This window comes from Parasphingorhabdus sp., from assembly GCF_039982415.1.
Classification (GTDB): domain Bacteria; phylum Pseudomonadota; class Alphaproteobacteria; order Sphingomonadales; family Sphingomonadaceae; genus Parasphingorhabdus.
In genome coordinates this window covers 208,093-229,182 of the sequence record NZ_JBDWYL010000011.1, presented here as the reverse complement: position 1 = coordinate 229,182, position 21,090 = coordinate 208,093, and the positions used below count along the sequence as shown (strand labels likewise).

Below are 21,090 nucleotides of genomic sequence, written 5' to 3'. Positions count from 1 at the left end.
TAGGCTATAGCCCCTCGCAAACATTTTGCTCGTCGGTATCAAGGAACGGAGCAAAGGGGCAGTTTATGTAACGCAAACGCACTTGCGCATCTCCCAGATCGACAACCACATTATCAGCCCGGATGGCCTGCGGTGCATTGCCAATACCACCCACTCTTAAACCGGCATTGTGAAGTCCGAGAAAACTGATCATATCATCCTGATCAATGCCGTCTCCTGATACGCCCAGGCCGCCAATAAGCTGATCGCCTCGATATACCGGGACGCTGCCAGGAAAAATCTGAATGCCATTTTCAAGACGATTCTGACCTGGGGCTGCATCTGGACTATTGGTGCATCGCATCGGCGTGTCGGTAGCGGAGACACCTGATACAAAGTTCAAATGACCGGCAATATTCCCAATTGTAAGAGCCACCTGTAGCCCTGTTGCGAACGGATTAAATTGATCAATAGGCCGTGACAATGGTCCATGAGGGCGACCCAGTTCACCGTCTGGAAAAAACGGGCGCGCCAAATTGCCGCCAGACCGGTCAGCAAACGCAACTGTTCCGGTCAGCGCATTGGGGTCATTTAAAAAACTTCTCACTCGGCCGACAAAGGCTGCGACGTCGCCGTCAGGATTGCCCGCGAGATCAGCGGCTGCCACACTATTGGAGAAAAATGATGCTGTGCGGGCTTTTTGCAAGGAGACATCCGTGCCGAAAATCGGTGCATCAGGAGAACGGACAATGCCCAATATTTCGCCGTGCGTATCCACCAAAGAAATGGACACTTGAGCGCGGCTGTCTAGCGGTTGGCGGATTTGCGCACGTGCGCGGCTCATTACAATAAACGCTTCTTCCAATATTGCGGTGGCTTCTGCACTGGTAATCGGATTAGCCACGTTCGCTCCATCGGTCGCCGCGCGGACCGGGAAGCGATTGCTACCGGTTCCATCCGTCAGGACGAAGGCATCTCGATTTCGAAATTCAGCTGCTGTTGATGCTCTGATACCCGATGTTTCGGTTCCGTAGGCGGAACCGGCGATGATGGTACCATCACTATAGCCGGTGACGGGAACCAATGCGCCAGCGCCGCCGTTAATTGCAGCAAAATTGCTTTGTAGGGGGGATAAATCACTCACCGTCATATCGCTAAACCGGAGCGTCGTGCCATCGACAGATATGCGATTGGCAGTGATCGAGGCAGGAGGTGCAAATCCTTGAATCCCGGCCAATGCAATGGCTTCTTCATCATCGACGTCGATATCGAGAATATTGTCATCAAAACCGTAGTCGCCATCACCCATGACGCCAATGGCTCCGACGACCACCCCATTTTTATACAGCGGCAGTCCACCAGGATCAGCCGCCAAGCCGAGGGGAGATCTTTTCGGTCCGATAAGAGCCATTTGACCCCCGCCGGGCAGAAACCGGGAATTGAGATCGGAACATGGCAATTGACTAAACTGAACGCCAAAAAGCGGGCCGCTTTCTAGCCCTCCGGTTGTCGGGGCGGGCGGAAAATGCTGCTGGACAATTTGACTGGCGGTGCGGCTTGAAAAGGCATTGCCAGCGCTTGAAAGATAGGCGCCGGTAATGGCTTTAGCGATCGCGCCGGCTTCGGCCGGAAATTCTACGCCTTGCGCGTCCACGGGGGTTGGATTGGGGCCATTAGGAGTGGCGATGCTGGTGGTTGCTGTCGCCGGTGCGCCGTTCATCCGGAAAACGGCTAAAACATTGCCGACCCGATCAACGACTGCAATGCGGGAAGGCAAATTGCGGGCAGTTGCTTCGCCCACGGCTTGCGCAATAATGGTTTGCACCTCTGTGATGGTGAGTGATTCCTGAGCGGGCGGTGTAAAGGCCCCGCCAGTCCCATCAACGGGGGAGGGTGTGGGCGTGGGAGCGGGTGCCGGGCTCGGAGAAGGATCACCGCCAAAATCATTGCTTCCACCCCCGCCCCCGCAGGAGCTCAGGATCAATGCAGCTGCTGAAATTGCAGCGGTGACACGAAATTTCCGCATTAACGCAATGCCCTTATTGTTCTGACTGCACTTCCGAGCGCCCTTCGAAATTGCAGCGGTTTATAACTATTGGGTTCGTCCACGGCTTTATAGGCGACGTTAATCTGCCCGCGCAGGCTGGAAGCTGCGGCTTCACTGACTTGGCCATTATTCACCAGCCCGTTGAGCAAAGTATCAATCGCCATGACCGCTTGGACACTGCCTTCATAGTCAGTAAAGCGCGGGGATATTGCTTGGCCGGCTATGGTTTCCATGATCCGGAATGTTTGTTCTCTGTCAAAATTGGCGCGAGAAAAGCGATCTGCAAGCGCTGTTGCGGTCTGTCTCAGCCGCGCCGCGGCTTGAACCGCGGGACCACGGCCTTGGCCCATGGCTTTGTGAAACGCTTTGGATCGCGCATCAAATTGACCTGCCAAATCCGGAGCGGCGACTTTGATCGCTGCACTCAACATGATCATATTCTCATCATTATAAGGCGGCATGCCTTCTGGAATTGGTCGGCCGGGATTGTTGATCGAAGTGGGCCTTGCCGAGGCGTCATCGTAAATTCGCCGGTGGCAACTGTGGCAATCATAAAAATAAAATTCGGGGAACAACCCTTCTTGAGCGAGCGCTGGCTTGGAAAAAAGATTGAGGGACCGTTCGAGCGCCATCGATTGACCCACAGCCCAGAAACGCACCGCATTGGTTTTTCCTTTGCGCCGGACATAGTCGACATCTTCATCATGATGCTGTTGCAGGGTTGAGAAAAGATCGAGTTCAAACGAAATTCTAGGGTGACCGGCGGCCATGATGCGGTGATCGACAAATTGCCCGCTTTTCGCACTTCCGAAATGGCAGTCGAGACAAGTGCTGGCCCGAACTTTAGGATTGTCGAGCGGAGCTAAGCCCAATGAAACATTCTTGGCATGGTTTGCGCCGACGGCATAGTGCGCGGAAAGCCAGCCCGATGAGGGGCCATGGCAAGCTTCGCATCCCACTCCGTCATTGGCCTGGAAACGGGGGCCTTTTTTCGTCGCGGGAGTGCTGTGGCATCCCAGACATTCTTGCGAAGATGCAGCGTCCTTTATGCCCAAACGTTTTGCAATTGCGATGCTGCGCGGTTCCCGAAGCACTCTAAAGGCGCGGCTATGCGCTCCGCCCGGGGTCGATTCTTCTTGCCAGCGCATGAGCTCGTCCTGGCGAACAACCTCACCATCTGCTTCTTGGCGTCCATGGCATGTGGTGCCGCCGCAAGAGGCGACGCCCAAATGTGTTCCAGCAGATAAATCTTGTGCGGCTTCAACGGGAGCGGGGGTGGCGACGGAAGAAATGAACAAGGCTACGCCGGCAAGCGCAAAACAGAAAAGGCTAGCGGCCAGTATTGACCAGCTGCGTTTCCACGAAAGATTTTTCCCCATTTGCATCGTTGCCCTTCCTGATCTGGAGATCAGGTCCCTCTTTAAGCCCGACGCGACCCTAGTCGTTAACCATGTTTACATCATTATATTATGCGGCTTTGCCATCTCAATCAATGATAAATATTCTAAAAAATTGTGCTTTATCTGTGACTTGCATCACTATTTGTGACCTTTTCTTCCGTCAATCGTTGCTAATATACCACTGTGTCGTGGCGCATTTGTACCCATGGCTATTGCTTCAATTGTGATTCGTTTCGCCTTACAGTTTCCGACGAATAACCAAATTGCGAATTTCGGTCATGTCTTCCATTGCAAATCGGATACCTTCTCGGCCTAGTCCACTATCCTTCACGCCACCATAAGGCATATTGTCAACACGATAGGATGACACGTCGTTAATCACGACGCCGCCGACATCGAGGCGATCCCATGCATCCAAGGTTTTGAACAGATCTCGGGTGAATATTCCGGCCTGCAATCCGAATTTGCTATCGTTAACTTCATCAAGCGCTGCATCGAAATCAGAAAATTTCGACAATAATGCTAATGGGCCGAACGCTTCTTCACGATTTGCAGCGGCATCGCTGTCGACATTTTCGAGCAAGGTTGCCTCTAACATATTTCCGGTGCGATTGCCGCCGCATAAAAGCGTGGCTCCGCCGGCGACTGCGTCTTCGATCCAACCGTGGAGGCGCGTTGCTTCGCCTTCTGATATCATGGGACCGATAAAGGTGTTCCGGTCCTTTGGATCACCCGCGATCAACGTCTTGGTTTTGGCGACCAACATATCTTTAAACTGATCATAGACCGCTTCGTGGATGATAATTCTTTGAACGCCGATGCAACTTTGACCAGATTGGTAGAAAGCGCCGAATATGATCCGCTCCAACGCGTCGTCGAGATCTGCATCATGATCCACGATGACCGCAGCATTGCCGCCGAGTTCAAGAATGACGGGTTTTTTGCCGGCTTTTGCTTTCAGATCCCAACCAACGCCAGGTGATCCGGTAAAGGATAACAGCTTCAAGCGTTCGTCGACGGTGAATAAGTCGGCGCCATCGCGACTAGCCGGCAAAATCGAAAAGGCACCTTTCGGCAAATCCGTTTCCGCCAGAACTTCGCCCATGATGATTGCTCCGAGCGGTGTCTTTGAGGCAGGTTTCATGACGAACGGGCAGCCGACAGCTATTGCAGGCGCGATTTTATGGGCAGCCAGATTGAGCGGGAAGTTAAACGGTGAGATAAAGCTGCAAGGGCCAATAGGCACGCGCTTCCACATGCCTTGATAGCCCTTGGCGCGCTCGGAAATGTCAAGCGGTTGCACTTCGCCGTAATTTCTTGTCGCTTCTTCTGCAGCAATGCGAAAAGTATCAATTAATCGGCCGACTTCACCTTCGGCATCTTTAATCGGCTTTCCGGCCTCTACGCAAAGCGAATAAGCCAGTTCATCAAATCTCTCTGTGAACCGGCTCACGCAATGCTGTAGTATATTTTGCCGTTCGTAACTCGCCATGCGCGCCATGGGTTCAGCTGCTGCAACCGCACCGGCAATCGCTTCTTCGATAACATCCGGCGTTGCCAACGCGGTCCGAAAAGCCACTTCATTGGTGAACTTGTCAGTGACAGCCAAATCTTCATTGGGCTGTGCAGCGACATTGTTGAGATAAAGCGGATAAACGTCTTTTAATTTGGTCATGATTTATCCTCTTAAATCTGTGCGCTGAGGTCCTTGATCTCGACGTTGAGGATACGATCATTGTCGGAATAGTCCACCGGGCAATCGATTAGATGCACGCCTTCGCTGTTGAGGCATTTGTCAATTGTTTCCTCAAGGTTTTTCGCGCTGGTGATGCGATGTCCATGCGCGCCATAGCTTTCCGCATATTTCACAAAATCAGGATTTCCGTAAGTCAAACCCCAATCTTTGAAGCCCATATTGGCCTGTTTCCAACGGATCATGCCATAGCTACTATCGTTGAGGATGAGGACTGTGAGATTGAGTTTCAAACGAACAGCGGTTTCCATTTCCTGGCTGTTCATCATGAAGCCCCCATCGCCGCAAATTGCCATGACTTTGCGATCGGGATAAACCATTGCCGAAGCCATGGCGGAGGGCAAACCTGCACCCATTGTTGCAAGTGCATTGTCGAGCAATACCGTATTGGCTTGACGCGCCTTATAATTGCGGGCGAACCAAATTTTATACACGCCGTTATCGAGGCAAATAATACCATCAGCCGGCATTTGATCTCGCACCACTTTAACGAGATGCGGCGGATAGATAGGACAACGCATATCATCGTCCATCGATGCCGTATGCTCTTCTTCGGCAGCACGCGCTTTGTACATATGGTCAAAATTCCACGACCCGGACGGAACAATATCTTCCTTCATCTGCCAGATCGCATTGCCAATATCGCCGATAACTTCAATTTGCGGGAAATAGACAGGATCGACTTCCGCTGTATTCATGGAGACGTGGATCACTTCGGTGCCGCCGTCATGCATGAAAAATGGCGGTTTTTCGATGACGTCATGGCCAACATTGATGATCAAATCGGCAGACTCGATCGCGCTATGGACAAAGTCATTGGCAGATAGAGCCGCGCAACCCATAAATTCTTTGTTGGTTTCATCGACGACGCCTTTGCCCAATTGAGTTGTCACAAAGGGAATGCCGGTTTTCTCAATAAATTGCGTCAGCATCCGGCCAGTGGTTGTGCGGTTGGCACCTCCGCCGATGACAATGATCGGAGATTTTGCATTCTCGATTTTCTTGGTAGCCGCACGAACCGCTTTGGCTTCCGCAACCGGGCGCCGAGAGAGGCTGGGCGTAATCGGCGTCGAATCCGTTTGTTCATCCGCCACGTCTTCGGGAAACTCAATATGGCTGGCACCAGGCTTTTCTTCTTCGGCCAATCGAATCGCTTCGCGGACCCGGCTCGGAATATTGTCGGCCGACGCCAGCTGGTGGGTAAACTTTGTAATCGGGCCCATCATGTCAACAACGTCGAGAATTTGAAAGCGGCCCTGTTTGGATTTCTTAATCGGTTTTTGCCCCGTGACCATCAGGATCGGCATGCCGCCAAGCTGGGCGTAGGCTGCTGCCGTCACCAGATTGGTCGCGCCGGGTCCCAATGTGGCCATGCAGACACCGGTTTTCCCAGTGTGGCGGGCATAGGTCGCGGCCATAAAGCCAGCGCCTTGTTCATGCCGTGTCAGGATCAGTTCGATTTTTTTGGAGCGCGATAAGCTGTCGAGCATATCGAGATTTTCTTCGCCTGGAACGCCAAATAAATATTCCACGCCTTCATTTTCAAGACATTGGACGAATAAATCAGAAGCTTTGGTCATGTGGGTCCTTCCCCGATCCTGATGATCGGAATTTGCTCAAGAAATGGCAACGACCCCGGAATGATTTTTCCCCTCCAGAAAAAGACTCATCCCTACCCTATGCCCTTGGTTGATAAGTTAAATTTACGGGCGTGTCACGCCTCAATCGAAAAATTTCGCCATTGGCTAATAACCCCGCGCCAAATCAGCAACGGCAATCATTTGTGTGCCGTTTTGATAATGCTGCAAATTTTTCACAAAACGGGTAGCGGCGCGCTGAAACATGCGGGTTTGGGCCACGCCGGATACATGCATGGTGATGAAACAATTTGGTGCGGTCCACAAGGGATCCCCTTTCGGCAAAGGTTCCGGTTCCGTCACATCCAATACCGCGCCGCCAATTTTTTTGTCGGTCAGCGCGTCAAGCAATGCCGATTGGTCCACCAAAGACCCACGCGCGACATTGACCAACCAAGCTGATGGCTTCATCGCTGCCAGTTCTTCTGCGCCGAGGAGATGCCGCGTTTCTTGTGTCGCCGGAGCGGAAATTATCACCCAGTCAAAATCACCAAGACGGGCCCGCCAATCGTTCGTGCTAATCACTTCCGTGCTCAGGCCGGCTGGATCGTCGCTAACATTCCGGCGGACCGCAGTGATATTCACATCAAAGCCAGATAATTTTTTCGCGACTTGCTGACCAATGCCGCCATATCCGATGATCAAAGCCTTGCTGTCTGCCAACTCGTCCGTGCCGGGCGCCTGTTCCGGCCAGGCTTGCTGTTTTTGGAGATCCAATAGTTTGTCTGTCCGTTTGGCTGCGGCGAGCATCCCCATCAGCACAAATTCCGCTATCGGTGAACTGTTCAATCCTGCGCCATTAGTGACGATCGTGCCTTGCGTTTTAAGTTGATCGAGCGGGAAATGTTCAACGCCGGCATATATGCTGTTCAACCATTTCAAGTTGGTGGCTTTCGCGAGCACTTCGCGCATTTTCTCTTTGTCATACATATCAAACCAGCCGATTTCGGCATGGGGAGCAATTTCCAGAGCCTCTTCCGTGCTGGTAAACCAGGTTACATCTAATCCGTCGCAATGCGGTTCGACCAAAGGGCGTACCAGCGATGCCATGGCAGCTATCGGTTTGCTCATATTTTGATACTCCATTCCCAACGTAAAGGATCGCCATCCATAAGGTCTACGCCTTGAGCGATAAGATCATCCCGGATAGCATCGGCGCTGGCGAAATCCTTATCCGCTTTGGCTTGCTGACGCAGATCCAATTTCTGTTCAATTTCGGTTTCGGAAATGGCCGCGTCTTTAGGTTTGAGCCGCAAATCTTTGCGAGACAATGTTTCCAATTGTAGACCGAAAATCATATCCATTTCTTTCAGTAACGCCAACCGTTGTCCGGCGTTGATCTTTTTCAACCCCAGAAGTTCTTCGAGCAATGGAATAGCTTTGGCACTGTTCAAATCATCTGCCATCGCAGCCGATAGTTTCTCACGCAGTTCCGTAATTTTGTGATGTTCCCGTTCCTCACTGGCGGTACCGTTCATATTTCCGAGGCGCGTCTTGAGATTATCCACACCCATGATCATGCGGTTCAGTCTGGTCAGCGCGGCAACCACATTGTCCCAGGTAAATTCCAGTTCGCTGCGGTAATGGGCCTGCAAACACATTAGCCGATAAGCCAGGGGATGAATGCCTTTGTCGATCAACACTTGCAGCCGCAAAAAATCACCACTGGATTTGGACATTTTGCCGGCACGATCGATGAGGAAATTATTGTGCATCCAGATATTGGCGCCGGTATGTTCAGAGCAGTTATGCGCCTGATTTTGAGCGATTTCATTGGGATGATGAATTTCGCGATGGTCAATGCCACCGGTGTGAATATCAAAAGTTTCACCGAGATATTTCATGCTCATCTGTGAACATTCCAAGTGCCAGCCCGGCGCGCCTTTGCCCCATGGACTGTCCCATTCCATTTGACGGGTTTCATCAGCCGGGGTTTTACGCCAAATGGCAAAATCTTGCGGATGGCGCTTGCCTTCCACCTTCTCGATCCGCCCTTCGATCTCATCGCTTTGGACGCCCGCGAGACGGCCATAATCGGGAACGGTGCTGGTATCAAAATATAAACCGCTTTCCAGTTCATAGCAGTGTTTGTCAGCTATGCCTTTTGCAAACGCGATCATTTCGTCCACATGATCGGTGGCGATGGACCATTTTGCCGGTTGGCGAATGTTCAGCCGGTCAATATCTTGCCAATAAGCATCGGTATAATATTTGGCGATGTCCCAGGCCGATTTCCCCGCTGATGCGGCGGCCTTCTCCATTTTGTCGTCTCCGGCATCAGCATCGGAGGTCAGATGGCCCACGTCGGTGATATTAATCACATGGGTCAATTTCAAACCCCACCAGCTTAGCGTTCGCCCTAACAGATCAGCGAAAATATAAGCGCGCATATTGCCAATATGCTGATAGTTATAAACTGTCGGCCCGCAGGTATAGACGCGGGCTTCTCCGTCATGGACCGGGGTAAAGGGTTCAATGGCGCGAGTAAGACTGTTGAACAGCTTCAGCGGTTGGCGATTGGTATCTTTCATATCCACCGCCTAATGGCTTGGGATGCAAAAGGTCAACCGATCAATTACTCGGCAGGTTCGAGTATTTCTTCTTCTGCCGGACCGCCCTGACCACATGCGCTATCACCGTCAGCGCATTCCTCGCTATCCTCGTCTGCATTGGCTTCGTCTTCACCAATCCACAGGTCATCATTGCCAGCGCCGGTAACGGGATCATCGATCAACGGATCATCGGCATATTCTTCAATATCCTTGATCTCGATCAAATTGGTTTCGAACGGATCACTGACAACGGTAACGCTTTCTTCCGGTTTGACTTCCTCTTCAATAATATCCTGTACCGGATCCGTAATTTCCGGATCATCAACCGGGGTTGGCGTCGGAGTAGGCGTTGGAGTTGGAGTTGGAGTTGGAGTAGGCGTCGGAGTAGGCGTCGGAGTTGGAGTAGGCGTCGGAGTTGGAGTGGGCATTGGCTGCGCACCGCAACTAGACGGATCTATGATCGCACAACCATTGATGGTGGAGAAAGTATCAAAATTCGCAACTGTGTCCGTTGCAAAAATTGTTTCAATACCGGTTTCTCCGTTCACAATACCATTGATCACAATATTCGCGGTGCTGCCGGCACTTAGACCATTAATTGTCAGGCTATCGACAACGAAACCACGGCGTTCATCGAAGCTTACTCCGGTAGCCGTGTTTTGAATGAACAGATCACCATCAACTGTAAATTCAGCAATGCCGCCGCGGATAAGGCCATTGTCAATGTCAAGGCCGTCACTGGATGCCAGCCGGGCGTCAACGCCAAGCACATCCAGTCCAACAATATCGGCAAAAGCTTGATCGGTCATGGCATAGATATTTTGAGCCGTGAGAGACAATAGCCCTATACCGCCGAAACTGCCGCCAATATCAGTGATCTGGATAAGGCCGCCATTGGCGTTGATCCGCAAATCATTGAGAGAGGTCATTGCCAAGGCAGTGCTTGTCGATGCGTTGGCTAAGTTAAGATTGCCATCGACGCGGGTTGATTGGCCGGAATCGATCGTCAATGTTCCGGAAAAACCAATCGAAGCGATTTGAGGCCCGCTGACATTAACGCCGGCTTGGACGGTCAAGTCCTGGATAATCAGATCGGGCGTGGCCAGGCCGGTTGATGCCACAAAGAGAGTGAGATCCTGATTGGATTGGATCGCGTCAAATTCACTTTGATCTAGACTGAATACTCCAGCCGTTCCTGAACCGCCCAATATGGCTTGGTTTGTGCCATTGCTTTCGATGAAAATATCATTGGTCTGTTGAAAATCACCCAACTGCCCATTGGTGCCAATATTGATATCGGCAGAGGACAAATCAATGGTTGTGCCGGTGGTGAGCGCTTGAATGTCAATCAAATTGCCCGCTGTTATTGTGAGCGCGTTGGCAGCATTGGTAGTATCATTGACGACGACATCTGTGGCGGCGGTGACCGTGATATTTCCATTTGAGCTCACTGTTGCCTGACCGGTAATCCCGGCAGGAGTACGCGATATTCCGTTTGCTATAATCTGCAAATCGTTAAGTTCCGCGCTTCCGTTCAGGCTGGTCAGGAATATATTGCCGGTTGCTATGGCATCTTCTGCGACCAAATTGCCATTTGTGACAATATCAATGTCACCGGCATTGGCTCTCGCCGTTACTCTTAGATCGCCGGTGGAGCGTAAGAATATATTATTGCCGGTCGCGTTGGTTTTATTGGTGACCAATGCATTACCGCGAACCGCAACGTCACCATCTGTTGATGACAAGGTCAAACCGCTTAGAGTCGCATTTTCGATTGTCACGCCTTGATCAGCTGTAAAGCTCGCCGATGAACCCGTTACTGAATCGATTGTCGCCGTTCCGTCGACATTCACTGAGATCCCGCCCACATTCAAAGTGGATCCCAAGAAGTTATTGGTTGCGCCCGCTCTTATAAATTCATCAACGGCAATGACATTGTCGAACGATAGGGAGTCTCCAGCGAACATCCGCAAAGTCGTCCTGATTTTGTTGGTGAAGACCGTGTCGGTAAGGTTGATACTGCCCGTCGCAGAAAAGTCGCCGCGCCGAGACAGGTCAAAATCTCCGCTCAGCGTTATATCGCCGTCCGTTGCCTGAAGTCTCAAGCCTTCGGTGAACCGCGGATCGCCGTTGTCGCCCGTGTCTGCGCCGGACAAAGTGATCGCGGTGCCTATCAAACCGGCTTCATTAGCCGAAATAATATTGTCCAAAACCAGCAAGCCAGCTGATTCTACGGTCACTGTATTGCCTGCGTCCAGCGTGTCAGCAGTGATATCACCCACGGTGGAGGTCAGGTCGATCAACCCAGACGTTGTGGCATCATTTAGCGTGATAGATTCAGCTTCGATGACAATATCAAGATTCGAGCTAATGTTACCGCCCAATATGTTGGCCGCATTGAACAAAATATTTTCAGAGGCAAAAGCATCAGCAAATTGAATATCGCCTCCAGCATCGGCCGCAAAATCACCGCCTTCGGCCGATAAGGAACCAAAACCAATATCGCCAGCGGCATCCAAATCAATAGACCCGCCAACATTGACAATTCCGTTGCCATCAATGTCGCCAGCAGTGGCGTTTAGCCTGAGATTGCCTTCGATATCACCGGCGTTCAAGGCCACAGTGGTTCCGCTGATACTCGTATCACCTACACTATTGGCTGCATTGACCGCAGCCGCTCCCATTGCCGTTACCGTAATATCTGCATCGGAAGTCAGGTTACCTACACTTACATCACCATTGTCGCCGGTCACGGTAATATTGTCCGCTGCCACGACATTGGCGGCCGTGATGGTGGAACCGGACAATGTTGCGGTTTCACCGGATTGAACATCTCCCGTCATGATCAGTGATCCAACTGCGTCAAGCGTCACACCAACGCCGCTTCCATTGTCGGTCAGAACCGCTGAGTTACCGGAAATAGATCCGCCAGCGCGTACGATCAGATCGCCTTGACCCGCGCCGATATCAACAAAATTCACATTGCCATCGGTAATGGCTGTGAATGCGCCGGATGAAGCGATCATCGAAGACAGGTTTATATCCTGTGTCGCGATCAAATTCGCACCATTGGGTGTGCTATTTCGGCCTAATGCCGTGATTCCGCCATTAGAGGCGGTGGCCTGCAATCCACCCACATCAATAGCGTTTAAGACAATATCGGCGCCGCGCACGACTGCTGTTGAAAATTCTCGTCCATCGGTACTCAAAAGGTCAATGGCAACGTTCCCACCAGCGGAAATATTGACAAGTCCATCCGCGGTCGCACCAATAACGGTTGTTGCGGTAATATTACCATCCGCCATTAAGCTAACCGCATCTTCTGTGTCCAATGTGCCCGTCAGATCAATGTCTCCACCGGCGGTCAAGCTTATGGTTTCGGCAGACATGGTCCCATTGCGTGTTTGCGTTTGGATTGCACCAGAACTAATCGATCCACCAGCAACAATGTTAATGGCATTGCGGTTGTTGGTGACCGACCCCAATGTGATATCTCCGTCGGAATCGGCGTCAAATCTAGCTTCGGAATTTGCATCTCCCGCGACAATCTCGTCTGTGCCGTCGAGATCGATGATACCGCCATTGGCGGTGAGATTTCCAACATCAATGGTCAGAGCAGTGATCACAATATTGCCATCACTGACGATATCGCCGCCAAGCATCGGTTGTCCGAAGACATCCAATGCATCGATGGTCACGCTGTCGCCGGCCGTCAACAAGCCAAAGTCGACAAAATTCCCGGCGAGCAAATCGATACTGCCTGTCGCAAGAATATCACCCAGAGAAATGTCGCTGCCATCAAGTGCAATATTCTGAGCGCTGGCGCTGTTGCCGATAAAAATTGAGCCTGGGGCGGAAAGCAAAATATCTGTACCGGGCACATCGATCTGGCCAAAAGAAAAACTGCCTCCGGCGTCATAATTAACATCACCATTACCCACGCTTAGCAACCCGACGCTCATATCGCCGTTGATGGAGAAAAAGCCCTCGAGCATGCCGCCTCTGTCCGCGACGGTGGTCAGTTCTCCGCCCGTGTCGATGATTCCAGCACTGATACTGTCGCCAACCGTAATTCCGATGTCATTATCACTGATGAGCGATCCGGAACCCAATAAGCTGCCTGCAGCTTCGATGCCGATAAGATCACTGCTCAGCTGAGCCTCGCGGAGATCTACATCGCCCTCGGTGCTGTTTATGAAAATCTCATCGCTGGCAATAAACTGGGAAGGAATGCCATCCTGGCCCATGATGATGTCTCTGCGGGTGGATACCAAGATCTGATTAGCCAAAACATCGCCATTCTCGATCACGGCTTGGACTGGGACACCGGACTGACCGATGGAGATAATATTGTCTGCGGCCAATGCGCCAAGACAGATATTACCCTCAACACAACTGGCGTTAAGCAACCCATTGTCATTTGATTGTCCAAAGGCCGCTATGTCTGCATTGCTCGGCGCGCCATTTATGTCTGCTCGAATGGAACTGGCGGTGAGGGAACCACCAAGCCCGTCAATGGCTTCACCATCGAGAAGAACGGCGCCGTCATTGGCATTAACATCGCCCGCGAGAACAAGAGATCGAATTTCACCCGCAGCCAAGGGATCGATAATTAACAAGGTACCGGCGGATAATTCGACATTAAAGCCCTGATCAAACGGATCTGTTCCAAAGACATCGATCGGATTTATCGCTGCTTCGATCGACGCACCGCTTTCGACAATAATATCATTCCCGGAAGAGATGAGTATGGCATTGTCAGACAAGAGGTTTGCACCAGAGGCGATGGTCACCGTGTTACCGGCTGCAATTCCAACCGTTCCAGCCGTTTCAATCCGCCCAGTAATGCGCGCATCGGACAGGAGGAATGTGCTAAAATCCTCACCGGCGGTAATATTCACAATCGGCCCTTCAACAATGCCAAATCCATTGGACATAGCCGGACCAGTGGTTCTCGCATTGTTAATGAGAACATCACCGCGGGCTTGGAAAATCAAATCATTTACCGATTCCAGCTCAAAAGCAGAGCCATCGCCCTGCGCATTGAAATCAATAACATCTCCCGACCGCAATCGACTATCGGCTATAGCATTAATATCCTGTCCGGTGCGTGCGGAAAATGTTCCTACGGAGAATATTGAATCAAAATTAGCCGCACGATTTGTGTGAGAGACAACGAAATTTTGCAGCGTATCAATATCAGTCTGACCACCAACGTTCAACTGCCCGTCTCCGTCAAATGTGAAGACCGCATCGCCGGCGACATTCACATTGAAATCACCCGCTACCGTAATGGGGCCGCTATTCCCAGACATGAAAAATCCGCTATTTGCAGCTGGGGTGGCCAATGCTTGCGCGCTTAACGATCCAAAGTTGATCAATCCCGCAGGGTCGGTTGACGTATCGGTAATCTCGATCCGTCCGCCAAATCCGGTTGGATTGGATCCGTCGCCAGAGTTAAAGCCGTCGGCGATTAAAGTCACATTTCCAGCGAGATTGATTATTCCCGGACTACCTTCTTGTACTTCGATAATCGCGGTACCGCCCGTGCCCATGCCGCCCGCGCCATCCGTTCCTAAAACGCCGCCGGCGCCAGCATAGGCAAAACCGCCAGAACCAGCATCCGCACCTTGGCCGGATGTCGTGATAAGCACATCATTGCCAGTGATCGTACCGCCTTGTGCCAACAAGCGCGCGACGCCACCCTCTGCATTGCCGCCATCACCGCCATCACCGGCCGTATTTGCGTAACTATATGCACCGGTGCCGCCTGATCCGGCTATGCCCGTGCTCGACAAGGTAAACTCGCCGGCAGCACTGAGCGCAAAATTGGCACCATTGCGGACAGCAATTTCCAGAGTTCCACCCGTCGCGTCGCCGCCATCGCCTCCATCGCCGCCATTGCTGCTAAAGTCGGAGAAACCCTCAGCGCCGGTTCCACCAAATGCGTCTGCGATTGTAACCAGCGCATTACCGGTATTGTTCAATGATGCACCAGGGCCAACAATTTCGAGCCGCGCTATTCCGCCTTGAGCGTCTCCGCCATTACCCCCATTGCCTTGAATGGATCGTGCGTTCCCGCCTGCGCCGCCTGTTCCGGTCGCTATAACTTCGGGGCTTTCCAAATTCACTGCAGAATCAACAATGTTCAGAACCGCTGTACCGCCAATGCCCGCACCTGCATTACCGCCGCTATTGCCTTCACCGCCTTTCGCACCAACGCCGCGAGCATCGACAATATAAATGCGATCTATAGGATCATCTTGCTCCAGATTGATGGTCGCGATTCCCCCTGTTCCCGAACCACCATTGCCGGCTTCTTGTCCCGTGAATCCGGTAGCCGGATAAGTACCATAAGGCCCGATAATGTCGGGGGCGTCAGGATCATTACCGGCTTCACCGCCAGTTCCAATCGCGCTAACCCGTGTGGTTGTGAAAGTGACATCGCCATTGCTATTGTTGAAAACTGCGGAACCGGCCACAGCATTGCCGCCATCGCCTGCTCTTTGAGCCGGAGTAGGGGAGCCGACTAGTGCATCCCCGCCGCGACCGCCTTGCGTGTCGGCAGAAATGGAGGTCACTTGGGCAGAAATTGAAGCCGTTCCATCAAGATTAAATACCGCTGAGCCGCCAACGGAATCGCCGCCATTACCAGCATTGACGCCGTCGCCGCTGCCCCCAAAGCCGCCAAAGCCGCCGGCCGTGATACTTAACGTATCTGTGACAGTCAATGTACCGGAATTGGCATTAAATGTTGCAACACCGCCGATACCAAGACCGCCGGCACCTGCGTCAACTCCTTCTATATCGCGAGCAAATCCGCCATTACCGCCAAAGCCGTTCGCCGAAACAGTAAGATTGTCGACGACAATATTGGCTCCGTCTAAGTTGAAGACAATATCGCCTCCCGTACCATCTCCGCCACTGCCAACAATGCCCGGTTCTTGAGGAAATCCAAATGGCGCCGAATTACCACCAAAAGAGGCAAAACCACTCGAAGAAACTTCGACATCATTGGCGGTAAAATTCCCATCAATCAGATTGAATGTAACGTTGCCGCCAGTTCCGTTGCCGCCTTGACCGCGAACGGGCAACGGTACTTCACTGGTATCAAATATGACTCCATTTGCACCGGAACCGATGCGTTGCGCAGTGAGCGATCCGCCGTTTCGAAGTGTTAGCGTAATGTCTCCGCCAATGCCCAATCCGCGTTCATTGGCCAGTGCATTATTCGGATTACTCCTACCAGACCCGCTGGCGAATAAACCGAGTCCCACATCATCAAGGCCAGTATCAATGGATCCACCATTTATATCGACATTGACTGAACCGGCAGTCGCTGTGCCTCCACCGGTAAGGCTAGAGGCACTTGCGGAGGCGATGAAATCGGTAGCACTGATAGCACCGGCATTTTGTACGGTGACATTTACGGATCCGGTTGTTCCATCAGACACTGCATCTGCGGATGCCCGGGTTGTCCGAGAAGCCGACAAGGAGATATTCAATGCGTCGACAGTGGCATTGTCGACGAAAAGCTCTGCTATTCCGCTTGTCGAACTTGTGCCTTCAGTGTCCGTCGAACCGTTCGATCTAACCGCCAATGTGTCGGTCAAATTCAGATCAGATCCGTTGATTATGCGCAGGGATGAAGTTCCGGCAACGCCTGCACCTTCTAGGTTTTGATCCAAAGACAAGCCACCGCCGTCAAAAGTTGTATTATCGAATGTGACAGCTAATGTTCCAGCCGAAGCAACACCGGCAATTTCGTTTTCACCTCCGTCAAATCCTGTCTTGGATTCAGCCGCATTGGAAAATCTGAGTTCACCGGCAATATTTAAGGTTGCGTTAGTGAAGTTTGCGACAACATTTCCGGCATTGGCACCATTTTCCGAAGCATTGAAGTTATCGTCGGCATTTCTTGTTCCGTTGGCATCCGCATTAAAAGATATAAATCCGCCTTCTAGATTGCCATCAGTCACAGTTAGGTTAATGTTCCCACCGCTATTAGTGCCGCCTGTGGCCGTGCCTCTGAAATTGCTTCCAGATTCTCCCATAGCGACGAAACTTATATTGGCCGCGGTCCCGCCTGAAAATGTGCTTCCAGTTCCGAGAATATTGACATTAATGTCGCCGCCAGTTGACTCGCCAGCTGTTTCCGTTCCCATGTTCGGGGCAGCAGAAGTGTCGAAAAGCGATGCTTCGTTTCCACCATTTCCATTGATGCTGAGCGCACCTCCCGCAAGTACATTAATGTCAATACTACCGCCGAATGTATCTTCGCCCAACGCAACAGGAGAGTTGCGGCTCCGTCGACCAGCGACGCTAGTATTGACGGACAAACCGCCTCCGATATTGATTTCAGCAGATCCGTCTACTCTGCTGCCATCTCCTTGAGCGAGGATATCCACCGTACCGCCTTGAGATGCAGAAAACACATTGAACTGCAAGTTGCCGGTCACATTAATTCGGGATAATTCGCCGGCGATGATCTCAGCGCTATTGACGGTATTGAATGTGACATCGCCATCAATATTGATCACGGCATCGTCGCCATTTGCTTCTAGTCGAGCCGAATTCCCAGATGTAAAGTTGAGATCGAGCGGATTGATGCCTTGCGCTGCCGTAACGGTCGAGCCTAAAAGATCTTCAATTACGATGTCATTATTGGCAAAACCTTCGATATTATTACTGAAACTAAGATTGGAAAGCGTGATATTGCCATTGACCGCTGGATCAATTTCTTCGTCAATTGTTATACGGAAATTGTCGGAAAAGCTGAAGCCGCGGGAATCGATATCCCCGCCAGCGCTCAATATGATGCGCCCGTCTGCTTCCTCTGCAATAGCAGCAGGTGTATAGCCGATACTGCCTTGCAAAAGCATTGTCATCGCTTGATTCTTGGGCAGAGCTGCGAAGTAAATGGCTTGATTGTCTTTGTTGCCATTAGAAGCGGGATCAGGATTTCGCACCGGTCCCGTCGTTGTACCAGTATGAGAGATGCCGACCGGATCATTAGTGCCGACCAATAAGTTGATGTCAAACAAACCGGAATCGATGGTGATATCTGCCTGTTCCGCTGCCACATAGGCCACGGAACCGTTGACATTGACGGTGCCTCCTTGATTAATTCGAGGTGCAACCATCGCAACATAGCTGCCTTCATTTATTGCATTAATTTGTGCGTTCGTGGCGATATCAATTGCAGAACTGCTGTTCAGGGGACCTCGAAAACGGATCTCTCCCGAAGGCCCAAAAAGACCGCCGCTAACATCCAGGGCATTGGTTGTCAGTACTAACGAGCCGACATTGATATTGGCACCGTCACCAACCAAAATTCCTCCTGGGCTATAGAACCAAACATCACCGATAAACGGGACAAATCCACTGAATGCGGTCACATTGCCGTTGATGCTGATAGCGCGGGTTTGATCGGTTGGCACAATACGGTTCAGGACCGTATAGGTTGCCCCGCCATCTCGGTTGAAAACCAAACCATTATCCTGCGGCAGAAAGTTAATCGTGCCGGTCCCGGATTGATCGAACAAATCCCAATCGATAATGACCTGGTCCGTCGAGACCGTAACCGTATCTGATGTGGGTCCTGGCGTGAACGATCCACTCCCGAGAGTGAAATTACCACTCGCAATTTGCGGATTGGCATTGACCGAATGACCACTGGGTGAGGGGGCAGCTTGCGCCCATGATGTGTTGGGCGCCATGGACAAAATCAGTGCTGCCGCGGTCAGTGAACCGCTAGCGAGCAATCTCAGCTTTTTCAATGATGCCGACGAAGCGGAGCGCGTGTTTGACTTGAACACTTTTTTGTCGGTCGCCAACTTGTTATTTTGGATTGTCATCATCTTGCCTCTAGTCATCTGTCTTGTGTCCTATCGCGACCAAGGCGCAAGTTGCACCGTAAGTGTCATCAAAGCTCGAGCGCTATCGCGCCGAGTTTGAAAGGGCCCCCGTTTCAGGGGTACAACTGCCATTACGTCCAAACTGGCCTGGCGTCCCAAAGTGGCTCGGATGCCACCGCCTGCAGAATAGATTTTTTGGGGATCACCTGGGAAGTTCTTGTTCGAGACGCCCATTAAATCAAAATAGACATAAGGTTGCCAAGCAATTCCGTTCGGCGTTTCCGGAACCAAAGATCCGTAGCTTATCTCCGTTTGTAAGCCATAACCGGTATCTCCGATAATCGTTCCCGGATCGTAGCCGCGGCCGGTTGTATAATTGCCGCCGGAAATTTCTTCATAGGAGAAAAGCGCATCGGGCGAATATTGAAACCGCGGTTTCAAGGTGAAGGTCAATAAGGGGGTAGGACGGTAGTCCAATTTTGCTTGACCGCGAACCACAAAGGCCGTCGGATCGCCATCGGCACGGGTTGGGATAACTGTCTGTCCGATACAGCGAACAAAGCCCGGTCCGCAGCCTTTGCTGGCACCTAAAATGCCTAAGCCTTGGCGCACTTCCAAGGACCCTGCCATTGCCCATTTGGGTTCAAAAGCAGAATATCCGCCACGTCCGGACAGGCTTCCCGGTTCGACCGCATTAAAATCCATTCGCGCATAAGCGATACTCAGATCATCTTCGTTGGTTCTGATCCCGAAAACTTCCGTTTGCTGATCAATATATTCAAAGCCAACCGTTCCAAATATATTATGTGTTTGCTTGCGGATGAAAGGATAGGTTCCATAAACACCAGCAACCAACGTTTCTGATTCAATATCAAAATTATTGACCAATTCCGGGTCTGTCCACGCATAGGTGACATTGGTTCCAAAGCGCAAACCTTCTCCGCCGACGCGAAATTCATGTCCGAATTGCAAGACCTGTTGCTCACTAAAATCAGCCGTTGAAAAGGCGCTGATCGTGGTTTCGTCGCCCATACCGGTAAGTCCGTTAAAGCGCGCGCGCAGCAATCCACTAAACCGGCCAACCTGTTTGGAACCGAAATTTTGAATATTGGCATCGACCAAGATCGGTGTGCGCACCACGTTAAATTCGCCAATCACGTCGCCAGGGCGGCCATCGGCATTTGATGTGACCGGACGCAATGCCAATCGCACATCCAAGCCAGGAATGTCGCGTGCGAGCAACAAATAGCGTTCGGCAACATCAATATTGAACACTGGCTCATTAGCGAGCTGATCAATATATTGTTTTAGCAATTTTTCAGAAGAACCTGCATCGCCGCGCACCTGGACAGAAGTCATCCGCGCCAGCAGCACATCAAATTTGACGGTACCGCCTTCAATTGTCTGGGGCGGGACCTGAACCGCTGCAAGATAGCCGGCGCTTCTGAGAATAGTCGCTGCTCGATCGCGAATTTCGCATACAACGGCAACAGGCACTTCCTCGCCTAGATATCCCGAATAAGCGGTCTTCAAAATCGATTCATTGACGACGCCCAAACCGCTAAAGCCGACAGATTGCAGCGTGAACTTCACATCTGAAAATTCAGGATTAGCCAATGGGCAAGCGGATCGCTCGACTCCGCCTTCAACGGTTAAAGCCTGGGCTTGACCTGTTTCGGCCGCGCCCAATAATCCCCGCTGAATTTCTTCCCTAGTCGGCGCTGCCACCGTGGATTGAGCCATGGCGGCACCTTGTGCCGTCAATAAAGCTGATACCGACAGTAGCAGTGCTGTTTTTCTTGTTGCGCGCGCTCGCGACATATTCTTCCCCGTTTTTCAATATTTCCTGCGCGACCCCTGTGGAA

At 51.6% G+C, this 21,090-nt stretch carries 8 protein-coding genes; all 8 read right to left on the bottom strand.

Features of this window, described 5'->3' with window-relative positions:
• Positions 1–4: 4 nt before the first annotated feature.
• The 8 genes from ABJU74_RS15290 to ABJU74_RS15255 all read right to left on the bottom strand — a co-directional run bounded on the left by ABJU74_RS15290 (position 5) and on the right by ABJU74_RS15255 (position 21,046).
• The gene (locus tag ABJU74_RS15290; RefSeq protein WP_348385299.1) at positions 5–2,005 is read right to left on the bottom strand and encodes a heme-binding protein; all 2,001 of its coding nucleotides are present in this window, start codon (positions 2,003–2,005) and stop codon (positions 5–7) included.
• Positions 2,005–3,405, bottom strand: a complete 1,401-nt coding sequence (locus ABJU74_RS15285) for a multiheme c-type cytochrome (RefSeq protein WP_348385614.1) — start codon at positions 3,403–3,405, stop codon at positions 2,005–2,007. Before ABJU74_RS15285 ends, ABJU74_RS15290 begins: the two co-directional genes overlap by 1 nt.
• 259 nt (positions 3,406–3,664) lie before the next feature.
• Complete coding sequence (locus ABJU74_RS15280; RefSeq protein WP_348385300.1) at positions 3,665–5,101, bottom strand: aldehyde dehydrogenase family protein; 1,437 nt, start codon at positions 5,099–5,101, stop codon at positions 3,665–3,667.
• A gap of 11 nt (positions 5,102–5,112) precedes the next feature.
• A complete protein-coding gene (locus ABJU74_RS15275; RefSeq protein WP_348385301.1) occupies positions 5,113–6,759 on the bottom strand; it encodes an acetolactate synthase large subunit in 1,647 nt (548 codons plus the stop codon).
• 165 nt (positions 6,760–6,924) lie between these two features.
• Positions 6,925–7,887, bottom strand: a complete 963-nt coding sequence (locus tag ABJU74_RS15270; RefSeq protein ID WP_348385302.1) for a D-2-hydroxyacid dehydrogenase — start codon at positions 7,885–7,887, stop codon at positions 6,925–6,927.
• The gene (gene cysS, locus ABJU74_RS15265) at positions 7,884–9,347 is read right to left on the bottom strand and encodes a cysteine--tRNA ligase (protein WP_348385303.1); all 1,464 of its coding nucleotides are present in this window, start codon (positions 9,345–9,347) and stop codon (positions 7,884–7,886) included. The genes ABJU74_RS15270 and cysS overlap by 4 nt, the downstream gene beginning before the upstream one ends.
• A 44-nt stretch (positions 9,348–9,391) precedes the next feature.
• Positions 9,392–19,243, bottom strand: a complete 9,852-nt coding sequence (locus ABJU74_RS15260; protein ID WP_348385304.1) for a hypothetical protein — start codon at positions 19,241–19,243, stop codon at positions 9,392–9,394.
• Positions 19,244–19,255: 12 nt separating this feature from the next.
• The gene (locus ABJU74_RS15255) at positions 19,256–21,046 is read right to left on the bottom strand and encodes a ShlB/FhaC/HecB family hemolysin secretion/activation protein (protein WP_348385305.1); all 1,791 of its coding nucleotides are present in this window, start codon (positions 21,044–21,046) and stop codon (positions 19,256–19,258) included.
• Between the last annotated feature and the right edge of the window lie 44 nt (positions 21,047–21,090).